This window comes from Amedibacterium intestinale (assembly GCF_010537335.1).
In the GTDB taxonomy this organism is placed as follows: Bacteria; Bacillota_I; Bacilli_A; order Erysipelotrichales; family Erysipelotrichaceae; genus Amedibacterium; species Amedibacterium intestinale.
Map to the genome: position 1 here is coordinate 1062843 of NZ_AP019711.1, position 13938 is coordinate 1076780.

At 33.6% G+C, this 13938-nt stretch carries 15 protein-coding genes; 6 read left to right on the forward strand and 9 right to left on the reverse strand.

From position 1 onward, the window contains the following. Positions 1-54 precede the first annotated feature (54 nt). The 7 genes from A9CBEGH2_RS05575 to srtB all read right to left on the reverse strand — a co-directional run bounded on the left by A9CBEGH2_RS05575 (position 55) and on the right by srtB (position 6990). The gene (locus A9CBEGH2_RS05575) at positions 55-1686 is read right to left on the reverse strand and encodes a fatty acid kinase ATP-binding subunit FakA (RefSeq protein WP_115715259.1); all 1632 of its coding nucleotides are present in this window, start codon (positions 1684-1686) and stop codon (positions 55-57) included. A gap of 10 nt (positions 1687-1696) precedes the next feature. Beyond that, positions 1697-2056: an Asp23/Gls24 family envelope stress response protein gene (locus A9CBEGH2_RS05580; protein ID WP_115715260.1), complete on the reverse strand. Its 360-nt coding sequence runs from the start codon at positions 2054-2056 to the stop codon at positions 1697-1699. Positions 2057-2131: 75 nt separating this feature from the next. Then, positions 2132-2914 carry a cell division protein FtsQ/DivIB gene (locus tag A9CBEGH2_RS05585; RefSeq protein ID WP_118277873.1) on the reverse strand — a complete coding sequence of 261 codons (783 nt, stop codon included), beginning with the start codon at positions 2912-2914 and terminating at the stop codon, positions 2132-2134. After that, positions 2902-3804 (reverse strand): UDP-N-acetylmuramate dehydrogenase, encoded by a 903-nt coding sequence (murB, locus tag A9CBEGH2_RS05590; protein ID WP_118277872.1) that lies wholly within the window; start codon positions 3802-3804, stop codon positions 2902-2904. Before murB ends, A9CBEGH2_RS05585 begins: the two co-directional genes overlap by 13 nt. Positions 3805-3817: 13 nt before the next feature. Beyond that, positions 3818-4888: an undecaprenyldiphospho-muramoylpentapeptide beta-N-acetylglucosaminyltransferase gene (gene murG, locus A9CBEGH2_RS05595; protein ID WP_115715263.1), complete on the reverse strand. Its 1071-nt coding sequence runs from the start codon at positions 4886-4888 to the stop codon at positions 3818-3820. A 66-nt stretch (positions 4889-4954) separates the two neighbouring features. Further along, positions 4955-6037: a putative lipid II flippase FtsW gene (ftsW, locus tag A9CBEGH2_RS05600; protein WP_115715264.1), complete on the reverse strand. Its 1083-nt coding sequence runs from the start codon at positions 6035-6037 to the stop codon at positions 4955-4957. A gap of 170 nt (positions 6038-6207) precedes the next feature. After that, the gene (gene srtB / locus A9CBEGH2_RS05605; protein WP_115715265.1) at positions 6208-6990 is read right to left on the reverse strand and encodes a class B sortase; all 783 of its coding nucleotides are present in this window, start codon (positions 6988-6990) and stop codon (positions 6208-6210) included. A gap of 134 nt (positions 6991-7124) precedes the next feature. On the opposite strand from srtB, the gene A9CBEGH2_RS05610 reads away from it, so the two are divergent. Genes A9CBEGH2_RS05610 through A9CBEGH2_RS05630 form a run of 5 tightly spaced genes read left to right on the forward strand, consistent with a single transcriptional unit; the run spans position 7125 to position 10971 of the window. Next, positions 7125-7394: an autorepressor SdpR family transcription factor gene (locus A9CBEGH2_RS05610; RefSeq protein ID WP_115715266.1), complete on the forward strand. Its 270-nt coding sequence runs from the start codon at positions 7125-7127 to the stop codon at positions 7392-7394. Next, entirely contained in the window at positions 7391-8050 is a 660-nt protein-coding gene (locus A9CBEGH2_RS05615; RefSeq protein WP_118362119.1) for an SdpI family protein, read from the forward strand. Before A9CBEGH2_RS05610 ends, A9CBEGH2_RS05615 begins: the two co-directional genes overlap by 4 nt. Further along, positions 8047-8772 (forward strand): ABC transporter ATP-binding protein, encoded by a 726-nt coding sequence (locus tag A9CBEGH2_RS05620; RefSeq protein ID WP_115715268.1) that lies wholly within the window; start codon positions 8047-8049, stop codon positions 8770-8772. Before A9CBEGH2_RS05615 ends, A9CBEGH2_RS05620 begins: the two co-directional genes overlap by 4 nt. Then, a complete protein-coding gene (locus A9CBEGH2_RS05625) occupies positions 8765-10405 on the forward strand; it encodes a putative ABC transporter permease subunit (protein ID WP_118277870.1) in 1641 nt (546 codons plus the stop codon). Before A9CBEGH2_RS05620 ends, A9CBEGH2_RS05625 begins: the two co-directional genes overlap by 8 nt. A gap of 11 nt (positions 10406-10416) precedes the next feature. After that, a complete protein-coding gene (locus tag A9CBEGH2_RS05630; RefSeq protein ID WP_118277869.1) occupies positions 10417-10971 on the forward strand; it encodes a DUF3783 domain-containing protein in 555 nt (184 codons plus the stop codon). A gap of 161 nt (positions 10972-11132) precedes the next feature. On the opposite strand, the gene A9CBEGH2_RS05635 is transcribed toward A9CBEGH2_RS05630, so the two are convergent. After that, positions 11133-11345, reverse strand: coding sequence for a hypothetical protein (locus A9CBEGH2_RS05635; protein ID WP_147360246.1), 213 nt, complete (start codon positions 11343-11345; stop codon positions 11133-11135). Between the two features lie 312 nt (positions 11346-11657). Then, entirely contained in the window at positions 11658-12605 is a 948-nt protein-coding gene (locus tag A9CBEGH2_RS05640; RefSeq protein ID WP_163104393.1) for a PD-(D/E)XK nuclease family transposase, read from the reverse strand. A gap of 302 nt (positions 12606-12907) precedes the next feature. Here A9CBEGH2_RS05640 and A9CBEGH2_RS05645 point away from each other — a divergent pair, with 302 nt between their 5' ends. Next, a complete protein-coding gene (locus tag A9CBEGH2_RS05645; protein ID WP_163051630.1) occupies positions 12908-13912 on the forward strand; it encodes a C45 family autoproteolytic acyltransferase/hydrolase in 1005 nt (334 codons plus the stop codon). Positions 13913-13938: the final 26 nt, after the last annotated feature.

Genomic DNA, 13938 nt, shown 5'->3' on the forward strand with positions numbered 1-13938 from the left:
TAATTTTACAAAGCCCATTTTATACTTCTTTTTGTTTATTAAAACGAAAACCCTTTATTCTACACCTATGATAAAGCTATATACCGGTTGCATACCATTGTTTACTTCAACTTCTACATCAAATTTATCTTCAATGTACGCAGCTACTTCTTCAGCTTCTTCTTCATTTATATCTTCACCATAGATAAGCGTAACAATTTCACTTTCATCATCCAGCATACGATCCAGCAACTGACGTGTTGTTTCCATTTTATCTTGAAGAGATACAATGATATCTTTTTCTAAGATACCCATGTAATCTCCAGATTTGATTTCCATACCTTCAAATGTCGTATCTTTGATTGCATACGTAACCTGTCCTGTTTTTACCATAGAAACAGCTTCCTTCATTTCAGAAAGGTTTGTTTCAAAGTCAACATCAGGATTAAACATAATACATGCACTCAATCCCTGTGGTATTGATTTCGTAGGAATAACTTCAATATTTTGATCTTCACATACAAGAGCTGCCTGCTGTGCTGCCATAACGATGTTAGAGTTATTTGGTAAAATAATGATATGTTCTGCATTTAACTGATGAATTGCCTCTACGAAATCTTCTGTAGAAGGATTCATTGTCTGGCCTCCGCTAATCACATAATCTGCTCTTAGCTCTTTAAACATATCTTTTAATCCATCACCTGCCGCAACAGTAATAATTGCATATTTCTGTCTAGGTTTTTCTTCCTTAACTTCTTTTTCTACAGATGCATTCATCATAATTTCTTCATGCTGTTCCTGCATGTTTTCAACTTTTAATTTCGCAAAACTTCCATAACGAAGCCCCATATTCAATGCATCACCAGGAGTTAGTGTATGCACGTGAACTTTTACAATATCATCGTCTCGTACACATACAATAGAATTTCCGATTCTTGCTAAAGAATCTCTTAATGTTTCTTCTTCAAAAGTACGCTGTGCACTTTCACTTAAACGAATAATAAATTCTGTACAATAACCATATTCTTCACTTTCAAGTGCAGCACCAGCTACTTCTTTACTTTCTTTTGCTTCTTCTTTTTCAATTACAACGCCTTTTAATGCAGATACAAAGCCTTCAAAAATTGTAACTAAACCTGCACCACCGCTATCAACTACACCAACTTCTGCAAGCACTGGCAATAATTCTGGTGTACGATCCAGTGATTTTTTCGCTTCATCCAGCATTTTTTCCATTACCTGTAAGCATGTGACATCTTCAATAGATGTCGCATAAGCATATGTATAGTCCGCAGCTTCTCTAACAACGGTTAGGATCGTTCCTTCTACAGGACGCATAACAGCTTTATAAGCAACTCTTGATCCCATTACCAAAGCATTGGCAAGCTGAAAGCCGTTTACTTCCTTCATGCCATCCATACCTTGATACAATCCTCTAAAAATCTGTGATGTGATAACACCAGAGTTTCCACGAGCTCCCATCAAAAGCCCCTTTGACAACACTTTCGCAATATCACATACATCTTCACTTGAGCAAGCCAAAGCATCTTTTACACCTGCATTAAATGTCAAAGACATATTTGTTCCAGTATCACCATCAGGCACTGGAAAAACATTTAATGCATCAATTTCTGTAAATTTATTAGAAAGATTGTTGGCTCCGCTAGCCAGCATATCTTTGAATATATGTCCATTTATCATTTCCATAATTATCTACCTACTTCATTACCTTAACATCCTGAACATAGACATTTACTTTTTTAAATTCCAGTTCCAGGCTTTTTTCCAGTACATATTTGATACGAGTCTGTACTTCATGTACGACTTCACTAATTTTCACTCCATAAGAAACAACGATATATACATCTAGTTCCAAAGCATCTTCTTTTTTACGGACTACAACACCTTTTGCATAATTCTCTTTTTTCAAAAGTTCCGCAATTCCATCTTTCAGGAATTTCTGTGACGCCATACCAACAACACCATAACACTCACTAACTACTCCACCAGCCAAAGATGCAATAGCATCAATAGAAATATTGATATTTCCATACTGTGTACTTTTAGAAATTGACATAATATTCCTCCTTATATCAATACTTATTATATCAAACTTTCTTTCAAAAAGCCAAGAAATTAAAAAATGATATCTTTATTTAAAAGAACTGCAGTTCTCTGTTGTTAAAGATTCTGTCTGTGCATCCATAAAAACACATACTTTTTTTCCTTTTAAATCTTTTAAAGCACTCTTATAAGCATTTAAAAGTCCTAAAGAGTCATAGGAAGCATAAATCGTATTGCCATCCTGCATTACAATTTTTACCATATGTTCATCATAACTCTCTTTATGTGGTAAAATCTCTGAAATCATGGATATCATTTCACTTTCAACCTCTTTGCCACTTGTCCGAAAAGCTTTTGCCAGATTTTTCAACTCTTCTTCAGAAAAACCATCTATATACGGAAAATAAATAATAGAATTCAAATTTTCTTCTTTTATTTCTTTAGAAGATCCATCTTCCAATAAAAGATAACTCTTATCATTTGCTACATAATAGCCTAAAATTTTCGTTTCTTGTATCGCAATACTTACTTCCCCATGAAATGTTTTGTCTACTTTAACATCTTCTATTAAATCATTACGCTTTAATTTCCATTCCAGCAAGAAAGATGGATGAAGTAAATTTCGGCTTTTCTCTGATACATTTGCCAATTGTTTGATTTGATCTTCCGTATAAAATTGATTTCCTGTAATTTTCAGCACCTTTATTTTAGAAACATCACTGCCAAAATAAACTATACCAGCAACTATCAGGAACGCTAACACCATCATTCGAATTTTTCTATTTCTTCTTTTCCTTTTTTTCTTTTTATTCTCCAGTTTCAAAAACTTTGCTTCTACATCATCGTATAAAAGATTTTCTACTTCTTCCAATTAAACATCTCCACTTCACAACGCAATTCTATTCCGGTTTGTTCTTTTACTGTTTTTTGAATTTTTTCAATTAACGCAAGAACATCCTTCGCTGTGGCATTCTCTTCGTTTACGATGAAATTAGAATGTTTCATAGAAACCATAGCACCTCCGATTCTAGCTCCTCTTAGCTGTGCTTCATCAATAAGCTGCCATGCCTGTTTTTCAACTGGATTACGAAAAGTACTTCCTGCACATGGTTTATTTAAAGGCTGTGCATCCATTCTTCGTTTTCTGCGGGAATCCATCAAATCTCGAATTTCTTTTTGATTTCCTTCATTTAATTTGATTCTACATCCCAAAACGACCCAATCACTATGCGTTTGAAAAATGGAATGACGATAAGCAAAGTCCAGTTCCTCTTTTTTCATGCATGAAATAGCACCATCTTTATATACATAAACTTCCTGTAAAACAGCCGCCATATCACTTTTATATGCACCCGCATTCATATAAACTGCACCGCCTACAGTTCCAGGAATACCACTGGCAAATTCTAGTCCGCTAAAAGAGCGCTTCATGGCTTCATGTGCCAAAAGAATGATGCTGCATCCAGCCTGCGCCATAACACTTCCATCTTCTTCAAAATAAAAATCACTCATATAACGGTCTAAACAAATTACAGCGCCATCAAAGTCATCGTCACTGCATAAAATATTACTTCCTTTTCCAAATATCTTCCAAGAAATATTTTCTTCTTTTAAAATCTGCAGTATGCGTAAAAAACAGATTTCATTTTTTGGATATATGAAATATCGACAGTTTCCTCCTATACGAAACGTTGTTCGTGTTTTTAAGGACACCTGCTCTTCCACATCTGCATAAGTATCTAAACGTTTTTTTACTATCATTGATCCTTCACCTTTATTTCATTTTATCAAAAAGATCTAATATATCTTCACTGGCATTTGGTTTTCCCATTGCCTGCGCATTCTTCTTCATTTCTTTTCTTAAATTTTCATTTGACATAATCAGTTCAATTTTACGACTTAAATTTTCCGCATTTAAATCTTTTTCTTCAATCATCATGGCTGCTTTTTTATCCACCATGACAGATGCATTATATAACTGATGATTATGTGCAACATACGGACTTGGAATTAAGATGCTTGGTGTCCCCAAAGCCGTAATTTCTGCAGCCGTTGTTGCTCCTGCACGACATATAATTAGATCTACTTTCTGTATAATCGAAAGCTGTTTTACATAATCTACAACTTTGATGTTATCTTGCTTTATAACATCTTTCATTTCTTTATAATTGTTTTTTCCTGTCACAAACAAAATCTGATAATCCCTATTAATTTTTGGAAGAACATCTTTCATGATTTTGTTGACACTGCTAGATCCCAAAGATCCCATTACAACTAAAATCAATGGTTTCTCCATTGACAAACCCAAAGAGCGATAATATGCCTCATCAAATGTTGCCTGTATTGCGTTTGTGGCTCTTGGATTTCCAAGAAAATATGTTTTTTCTTTTCCAAACTCTTCATAACATTTTTCATAACAAATAATAATAGCATCCATATATTTTGCCACCATTTTATTTGATACTCCAACAACGGAATTCTGTTCATGAATCAGTGTTTTTACATGTTTTTTATGTGCAGCAAGCATAACAGGTGCACTCACATACCCTCCAAAGCCAATCGCAATATCCGGTTTAAATTCATCTATAATTTTCAATGCTTTGCGATACGCATTCGCCATCAATACCAAAGCTTTCATTTTATTCACTACACTGCCGCATAAACCACTGGCATGCAGTCCTTTAAAGGCGTATCCATGAGCCGGTACTTCACTGGCTTCCATTCTATCATCATTTCCAACAAATAGAATCTCTATATCCGAATAACGTTTTTTAGCGGCATCTGCCAAAGCAATTGCCGGATAAACATGTCCTCCGGTTCCTCCAGTTGCTATCAATAATCTCATGTTATCACTCCTTGACATGTATTATACCATGTATCCTCTATATTACGACACATAAAATCTGTTTTTTTACTCTTCATTTGCAATACTCATCAATAAACCCATAGAACCCATCATAACCATTAAAGAACTTCCTCCATAAGATACTAAAGGCAAGGTAATTCCCGTCACAGGAAACAAACCTACAACTACACCTAAGTTGATCATAACCTGTATCGCAAACAAGGAAACCAAGCCAATAGCTACATAGCATAAATATGGATCAAACGTATTTTTAGCTATCTTTACTCCCTGATATATAATGGCAACAAACAATCCCAAAAGCAATACACAGCCTATAAATCCAAACTCTTCTGCAAAAATGGCAAAAATAAAATCTGTCTGCGGTTCTGGAAGATAAAAATGTTTCTGCATGCTATTATCAAATCCAGCACCTAAAAGACCTCCTGGTGCAATCGCAAAAAGAGATTGAATAATTTGAAATCCTGTGCCTAATGGATCTTTCCATGGATCTAAAAAAGAAGTAATTCTTGCTAAACGATAGGGTGCACTTAAAATAAGACCACTAAGACCAGCTACTCCTAGAAGGCCAATACGAACAAAATAAGAAAGAGGCGCATCAGCTGCAAGCACCATGACAACAACGGAACAAACCATAACCATGCCACTTCCAAAATCCGGCTGTAAAAGAATGAGTCCAAATCCAAGTCCTACAAGTAAAAAAGGAACAAGCAAATCTTTTTTAAAAGTTTTAATGCGATAACGATTAGAAAGAAAATCTGCTACATATAAAATGATCGCAATCTTAAAAAATTCAGAAGGCTGAATTAGAAATGATCCTACACCAAACCAGCTTCTGCTTCCATTTCGAAGTACACCAATTCCCGGTATCAAAACAAGGATTAAAGATGCTGTACAAATCCAGAAAATAACTTTTATATATTTTCGAAGCTTACATAAAGAAATACGACTTGCTACATACATCACTACAAAACCAAGCAATGCAAAAATTATTTGTCGATTCATGAAATAATGAGCATCTCCAAACTTTGCCTGTGCCCATAAACGAGAACTGCTTCCCACCATCGCAATCCCTATACAAAGTAAAATAACAAGCTCTATACATAAGGTTCTGCATTTCTTAGAAAACATATTCTACACCTCTTTCTTTACTGTATGCATATCACTGATACTTCATAACATAAATAAAACTTTCTGTTTAAAAACACCAATATCTCCTGCACTATTCTTCATTTTCTTTCCCATAACAAAAAAACAAAGAAATACTCTTTTGAATATTCCTTTGTTCCTAATTTAAACATTTATTTGTTTTTGATTTCATTTAAACGTGCATGCAGCAAATAGCGAAGTTCACTAGACTCTCCATTTCTTTCATAAGAACAGGTACTTAAGCTGACAATATGATCCTTGCTGCTGATTTTTACATCTCGCTTAAAATCTGACTGCTTCTGTATCATATCCAAATATTTTGCATACTCTTCTTCACTGGCATATTGGGTATCATAGGAAGAAGAAGTACTTGTTGTTGTATGAATACTGAAAATATCACATTTGTATATTTTATCAGGCGTATAGATATATAAATATGGATGTGTATCAAAAAATTCCTTATCTTTGAATTTTTCAATATGAGTAAACATCGTATCATGCCACATATTATGCCCATAAATGATCGTATTCTCATCTTTAAAATCTTTCTGTGCATTCGCATCTATAAAGATTGCACCAGAAGAATATGGCTGTTTATCAGCACCATGTGTCAAATAAAAAGAATTATCACTTCCATGTACCACTGGATAATTAATTTTGGTGCCAGGAATTTGAATCCACGCAACAATTTCTTCATTCTTTTTCTTCAAATCGTTCCAGTTGATATCTAAAAGTCCATCATCTTTTTCATCCACATTCGCAACTTTTGCCAGCTCTGTATTTGCTTTATCTTCTTTATATGCACCATAATAAATTGTTACCAACTGATAAGCAGAATACACAAAGACTCCTAATGCAATGATCAATAAAAAATTGTATAGCATACGTTTCCACATCGGAATTTTTTTCTTTTTCTTGCTTACTTGCCTGCTCATAATATCCTTCTTTCTGTTTCTTTAAATTTGTGTTCATTTTATCATATTTATATTTCTTTTGCTATATATTGACATTATACTATAAAGGTTTTATACTTCATTTAGATAACCATCTAAATGAAAGAGGTGATGCCATGCACATGCAGGATACTTTTAAAGCACTAAGTGATCCTACCCGAAGAGAAATTATTGCACTTTTAAAAGATGGCAAGCGAAGTGCCGGAGATATTGTTGCTCATTTTCAAACAACAAATGCTACCATATCTCATCATCTATCGATTCTCAAACAGGCAGATCTTATTAGTGATGAAAAAATAGGTAAATATATTTATTATGAATTAAACACAAGTGTACTGGACGATATGATTGGCTGGTTCACATCATTGAGAGGTGAAAAAAAATGAAAAAGAAAAACATTATCTTCTTGATTGGATTTATTATGATGCTTCTAATTTGTTTATGGTTTTATCCAAAGCTTCCTCAGCAAATACCAACACACTGGAATGCACAGGGGAAAATAGACAGCTATTCTGCCAAGTCCTTTGTATTTATGCCATTAGCTATTTATCTTTTAGGATGGGGATTAATTCCTTTTACGGCCAAAATTGATCCTAAAAAAGAAAACTATAAGCGATTTTACAGCGTACAAACGCTAACACAAACGATATTATGCTTCTTTTCTGTTGTTATCCTTGCGATGACTTTAATTGCAAGCTATCATCCAAAAGCCATCAATGCGAATTTCATTATGTTCCCCCTGCTGGCTCTTTTGTTTATCGTCATTGGAAACAGTATGCCAAAAATTAAATTCAATTATACATTCGGCGTAAAAACACCATGGACTTTAGCAAACGAAACCGTATGGTATAAAACACATCGTTTTTCTGGAAAGGTATGGGTCATCTGTGGCTTTGTCGTTCTTGCAGGAATGTTTCTTCCTTCAAAATGGATTCTATCCTTTCTTCTTGGAGTTATTTTAACTTCTGCACTTCTTCCCTTTATCTACTCTTATTTAAGTTTTCAAAATGCCACACAAAAGAAAGGAAATAAAAAATTATGATTGAACTTAGACACGTAACAAAAATTTACAGCGGCAGCCATAAAGCCGTAGACAATATCAACTTGACAATTCCTACTGGAGAAATCATTGGATTTATTGGTCCAAATGGGGCAGGAAAAACTACGACGATCAAAATGATCAGCGGTATTTTGTCTCCAGATGAAGGAGAAATCTTAATTAATGGTAAAAACATTGTAACCCAGCCTTTAGAAGCGAAAAAAGAATTTGGTATCGTACCAGATAATGCTGATATCTTCCTGCGTTTAAAAGGCATTGAGTATTTAAATTTTATGGCAGATATGTATGAGGTGGATAACGCCACAAGACAACAGCGTATTCAGGAACTCTCTGAAACCTTTGAGATGCAAAATGCCTTAAATGACAAAATCTTATCCTATTCTCATGGAATGCGTCAGAAAATTGTAATTATGGGTGTCTTGATTAGTGATCCAAACGTATGGATTTTAGATGAGCCAATGACAGGATTAGACCCTCAGTCCAGTTACAGTCTAAAACAGAGAATGAAAGATCATGCCGCAAAAGGAAATACCGTTTTCTTCTCTACCCATGTATTAGAAGTCGCAGAAAAATTATGCGATAAAGTTGCCATCATAAACAAAGGAAGTATTCTCTTTTTTGGAACATTAGAAGAATTAAAGGCACAACATCCAAGCTGTGATTCTTTGGAAGCAGTATTTATGGAGGTTATTTCTCATGCGTAAATACCTCACATTAACGCATGCGTTATTAAAAAATGTTTCCTTATTCAGTGATGGCAAATCAAACAAAATAAAAATGATAGGTTTATATGGACTTATCGCTCTTTGTTTTCTTCCTACCTTGTTTTTATTTTATATAATGTTTGATACAAGCATACAGGCTCTATCCATTTTACATTTAGAAAGTACCGTATTATATCTTGGATTTTTTATCATCAGTATCCTTATATTCCTGTTTTCTATTTTTCTAATTCCAAGTATTTTCTATTTCAGTAAAGATTTAGATACCTTACTCGTTCTCCCTTTGCCTCCCCAAACCATTCTGGCAGGAAAATTCACAACCTGTATTTTATATGAATATGCATTTACCATTATCGTCAGTATTCCACTATTATCTGCCTATGTTTCCAACCTGCATCCTGGTATCTTCTTTTACCTGATGGCACTTGTTGTACTGCTACTGCTGCCAATCTATCCTTTGGTATTATCCAGTATATTAACGATGCTAATGATGCGTTTTGTTCCTTTTTTTAAAAATCGTGATCGTTTTAATATTATTGGCGGTTTCTTCGTTATCGTGCTGGCAATGGCATTTAGTTACTTTATGAATTCTCCTATGATGATGGATGAGCAAAGTAATCTGTTTACTACAATTTTAACCGATCCAGATTCTCTTGTATTAAAACTGGGTACCTGGCTGTTTCCCGCTATTTCTTTCGCCAGTCATGCACTTTCCAATACAAACATCTTGCATTTGCTCGTATTTATCGCAATCAGTATCCTTTCTTTTCTCATCTTCCTGCTTCTTGGAAAATTTCTATATTTTAAAGGAGCGATTGGCTTCAGCGAAACTACAAGCACAAGAAAGAGATTTACTTCAAGTGAAATGGAAAAGTTAAACAAACAACAGGGAAAAACATTCGCATACACAAAAAAAGAGTTAAAACTGTTGTTTCGAACACCTGTATATTTTATAAACTGTATTTCTCCTGTTATTTTGTTTCCAATTCTTTATATTATTTTTTACTTTTCTTCCTCTTCACAAATCAGCCTCTCCATTTTACAACAGCTGGATATGTCCTTTATAAAACCTTACCTGCCTGTGATTGGTATAGGAATTGGATTTTTGTTTAGTAATATTAACTGCATAAGCTCTACTTCAATTTCAAGAGAAGGTCAAAATGTTGCCTTTATGAAATATATTCCTGTTTCTTTAAAGGAACAAATCCAAGGAAAAGTAAACAGTGGAATTCTTATATCTTTTCTAACTGCTTTATGTTCTATTCTTCCTTTATTTTTCATTTTCCCACTTCATGCTATGGATATGCTCATTGTGATCGTATGCAGTCTTCCTTCTTTATTGTTTGGAAACTATCTAGGAATTCTTTTAGATATGGCACACCCAAAACTTGTCTGGGAACAGGAAGCAGCTGCGGTTAAACAAAACTTTACCGCAATGATTCCTATGTTTGGCGGAATGCTGATATTAGCACCTCTAGGATTCTTATTTTACTATCTGCCTAATACCTTTCTTCTTCCTGTATCTATAATCATATTGCTTGCGTTATGTGCAGGAACTATCGTATTCTATAGAAAAATGGATAAGATTGCTAACCATTTCTTTAAAAAACTATAGGAGAATACGATATGAAACATGTACTAATATATTTAGGTGATGAAACACACAAAAAAGAAATTTTAGAAAAAATCTGCAGTGAGCTAAACCTTCCACATACTTTTTTAGATGATGAAGCACTTAACCAAAGTATTGGATATTTATTTCAAATCAATGGCTATCATAAAAAAAGTTCAAAAGAAAGCTATCATATGTCACAGGATCTTATGATTTTCAAAGAGGTAGAAGATGAAGATATTCTTAAATTAAATAACGCAATCAAAGAAAATGGGATTGTGATGGAGCGAAAAGCTATGCTTACCATTCATAACCAGAAATGGTCTTTAAAAGACTTGCTTAGTGAAATCATTGAAGAACATGCATACTTTAAAAATCGTGAAGAATTGAAAGAATATTTAATTCAGGCAAGCCATTTCAAAAAAGATGCCTATCCATTTCTTATATGGAAAGCCTTTGAAACAAGCTATCAGAAAGCTTATATAACTTACACAGAAGAAAAAGACCCAGATAAACTTGCGAAAAACCTGGAGGATTTCAAGAAAATACTTTCCAACATGAAAAAGTAAGCAACATTTAAAAAATCTAAACAAGCTTTATCTTAAACAATATTGATAAAGTACTATCTATTAACAAATCTGCAGAAGACAAACATACAAAGACGCCCCATTCTTTTGGGGCGTTTTACTTTAGAAAAAATAGCGATGACTTAGATATGTATTCAAAAACATCAGTTCAAAGCAATTCCAGTAAGTTTTTTAATCATTTCTTTACTAAAACCTTCTACTTTCATTTTCTTTGCGATATCCATTTTTTCATCAACCTTCCCTTTTTTAACTCCTACCAAAATTCCTTCTTTACGTCCTTCTACAAGCCCCTCCTTGCGTCCTTCCTTACGTCCCTGCATGATACCTTCTTTGATATACTGACTTAAATTACACATTTCTTCCAGCTCCTTTCCCAGTTCTTTTTTCTTTGATCCACATCACACTATCCTCTATTTTCTCTTTATCCAGTAATTTCATATATTCACACCACATCAATTTTTCATCTATACAAATTCATTGAGGTAAAAGCAATCAAAAGCTCTTCTGCATACTTGATGATTTCTTCATTCTCCATTATGACTCCTGCTAAGTTTCTAACTACATACATGTATGTATTTCTTTTTTTTTCGTTATTACTCTACTTATTCTATACCACACTAAAAACGAAACCTCTTCATAAGCATACAAAGAGGTTTTCGTATGTAATTCTAATATAGAAGGATTCCTGTTAATTCTTCTATTTCTTTTGTAGAATATCCTTTTTCCTTCATTTTCTTTGCGATATCCAGTTTTTCATCAGCCTTCCCTTTTTTAACTCCTACCAAAATTCCTTCTTTGCGTCCTTCCTTACGTCCCTGCAGGATTCCTTCTTCTTTAATATACTGACTTAAATTGCACATTTCTTCCAGCTCCTTTCCCAGTTCTTTTGTCATTGGTATTCCATAGCTTTTTGTAAGAATTTCCTTTTTCTTCGTTGAATCCATCCCTGATGTAAACAGTATGTACAAAAGTGTCATGAACGTTCCATCATGGATATCCTCTACTTCTTTTGGTGGATAGATCATGACAATGTTCATCAAATCATAATATTTCTTTGGAAATGCATAGGCTGTTCCCAAGTGTTCTTCATGCAGGGAATAGCGATTCATTACACCGCTTTTCTTTTTACTGTGTTTCATGCATATCCAGATGGAATATACTTTCTTTAGATCCTCATAGTTTGTCTTTTGAAATCCATTGGGTGTATTCTTCTGCCTTACCAGCAAACGACTTCCATAATATATGCTTCTTTTCAATAATGGATATCCCATATTGTCTTTTCCCTGTGCTTCAATGTTCATGAACATATCTACTTTTCCTTCATGATTTGGCAAGCCTAGACCACATAATACATCATAGCGAACAAGTCCACCCTTTCCTGTTATATCCTCTGTATTCATACCGTTAATCTTTTCGCTTTGTTTGATACCTTCCTTTGTATCTGGTTCAAGACAGGTTAAAACTTCCTTTATGCTCATTCCTTTAAATTCTGTAATGACATGTCTTGAAATATGGGAAAGTACATATTTGTTCATAAGAACCTTCTTGCAGTATTCATCATAGCTTATTTCTTTGTTTGACAGCTGATCAATAGCCGCTGCAGCTTCTATCTGCATCGTATTTCACCTCCTAAAACTCTCTACATAACTTAATACGAGAGAAAGAAGGAAAAATATAAAAAATAATGCAAGAATCTTAATTTTTTAAGATAAGATCATTTACAATAGAATGATAATATCTATCACAATCATAATACGCTAATTTTTCATAACTTACCATATACATATTGGTATATAGAAAACATCCATGATTTAAATTACAAAAGCTAAAATTTTAATTCATTGACATAAAATTTTTACTCTGTTAATTTAGAAACAGGTAAGGCCTTACCTATTCAAATTAAAAAGGATGTGAAAAAATGTATCACGTAAGATTTAAAAAAAGTCATTATGAAGCAGGTTACCATTGGGGACAAGCATTAAAAAAGCATGGAATAGAAATTACAAAGCAACCTACTTTTGTCATAAATGAAGAAAGGAAAGAATTTGCAAAGGGCAGTATTCCTGTTTACAAAAAATATTATCCAGAAATATTGGAGGAAATAAAAGGAATTGCTGATGGACAAGAGTGTTCTTATGAGAATTTATGCACCTTTTTATTAAGTATGTATTGTTTTGAATTCAGTAACCACTGTACTTGCTTCGCATGTAAAGATCATCAAAATCTTATCTTTGGAAGAAACAGTGATTTTTTGGTGGAACTGGAAAATCTGTACATGAATTGTGTATATACATTAGATAATGTTTATTCATTCAACGGAAATACAACTGCTTTTGTGCAAATAGAAGATGGTATAAATGAATATGGTTTAGCTGCTGGTTTAACCTTTATATATCCAAAAGTTAGAAAATATGGATGTAATGCAGGTATACTCATTCGATATATCCTAGAAAAATGCAAAACGACAAGACAAGCCATCTCATTCTTAAAAGAAATACCAATTGCTTCTCAGCAAACAATTACATTGCTAGATGGAAATGGCGATATGGCAGTAGTCGAATGCAATCCTTATGTTGTAGAAGTTATTTACCCTAATGAAAATGATTATGTAGCTGCTGCAAACAGTTTTCATTCAACAAAAATGTCATCATATAATGAAAATCGTATCGATGACTGGAATTCAACAAAACGATATAGCGTTGTGAACCATGTATTAAAACAATATCAGGGCGCATATTCTTTAGAACTCGCAAAAGGTATTCTTTCAGGAAAATATGGTTTTATGTGTCAATATGATAGAAAAGAAGGTGCTGATACCGTCTGGTCTGTAATATATGATGTAAAAAACAAACAAATTTTTAGAGTAGAAGGAAATCCATCGCGTAAAAAATTCAAAGAAGATACTAGATTTAATATAAGATAAACAGCTAAATATTCATACAGCAATCT